This window comes from Candidatus Symbiopectobacterium sp. NZEC135 (assembly GCF_025962695.1).
In genome coordinates, this window is the sequence record NZ_JAGFPF010000463.1 from 1 (window position 1) to 1,358 (window position 1,358).

The following is a 1,358-nucleotide window of genomic DNA, read 5'->3' on the forward strand; positions in this document are numbered from 1 at the left end:
GCTATCTGGAGCGCGGCTATGTCACCTCACAGGCGTGGTTACCGGAACAGGATGTCTCCACGGGCGTCTTGCGCATTGCCATAACAGAAGGCCGAATCGAGTCCATCACTCAGCAGGGAAAAACACCGCACTCACTTGCCATGGTCTTTCCCGGCAATCAGGGACGCCTTTTAAACCTGCGCGATCTCGAGCAAGGGTTAGAGCAGCTCAACCGACTGACATCCCAACCGGTGACGCTCGGTATCCAACCCGGTCATCAATCAGGCTACTCGCGGATACTGATTGTGAGTAAGCGCAAAGCGTTTCCCGCCAGCGTGAGTTTCAGTGCAGATAACAGCGGACAAAAAAATACCGGCGTTGCCCAGATGAGCAGCTCCGCCACGCTGGATAACCCGTTCCAGCTTGCCGAACGCTGGAATCTCTCAGCTACCCGCAATGCGACATTTCAGAGAGACAGGCGTAATCGTAGTCTTTCAGGCGGCGTCACATTACCTTATGGCTATTGGCTATTTAGCTATCAACACCACTGGAATGATTTTCATCAGCCCATTCCCGGTAGCCGCTGGCGCTATCAGGGGATGTCACAGTCACAGCGCTTTGGCATTAACCGCACGTTGTTTCGTGATGGTAACCAGAAACTATCATTCGATGTGGCGCTCACACGCCGACGCACAGAGAACCGCCTCGCCGACCGTGTGTTGACCAATAGCAGCACGACGGTAAACAGTATAGCTCTCAGTCCGCATTACAGCCGCCGGATAGGCAAGGGATTTTCCACCCTTAATCCCACCGTGAGCTGGGGGCTGCGCGGCTTGGGCGCCACAAAAGATCGACCGCATGCACCAGATGCCCCGCGCAGCCAGTTCCTTAAATACAGCATCAGCGCCAGCTATCTCTTTCCCCTCGCCCCTTCGCTCTATTACCTCACCAGCGCCTATGCCCAAACCTCGCAACACAATCTTCACACCAACGAGCAGATTGCAGTTGGCGGCCATTACTCGGTGCGCGGGTTTAAAGAGCAATCACTCAGCGGCGTGCAGGGGGCTTACTGGCGCAACGAGATCAACTGGCAACCGGGCATCTTCTCCGCACTGGGCGATATAACGCTGATTGCCGCGCTTGACGGTGGCTGGGTAAAAAAACAGCGTGGCCGCACCGAGGGTGGCAGCATCGTCGGTGCCGCATTAGGTCTGACGCTCAATGCACGACATTTCGCTCACAGCATCACGCTCGGAAAACCTCTCATCCACCCCGATACGCTGGCCCCCGATCGCTGGGCACTTTACTGGCAAACCACACTCGCTTTCTAGTTTCAACAGGTTACGTCAACCCGACACAACATGGACAACACTGAAAGG

General features: G+C 55.7%; 1 protein-coding gene. It reads left to right on the forward strand.

The window, feature by feature from the left end; translation table 11 throughout:
- The coding region (locus J5224_RS27900; protein WP_264628373.1) for a ShlB/FhaC/HecB family hemolysin secretion/activation protein at positions 1 to 1,310 on the forward strand (1,310 nt) is incomplete at its 5' end.
- Between the last annotated feature and the right edge of the window lie 48 nt (positions 1,311 to 1,358).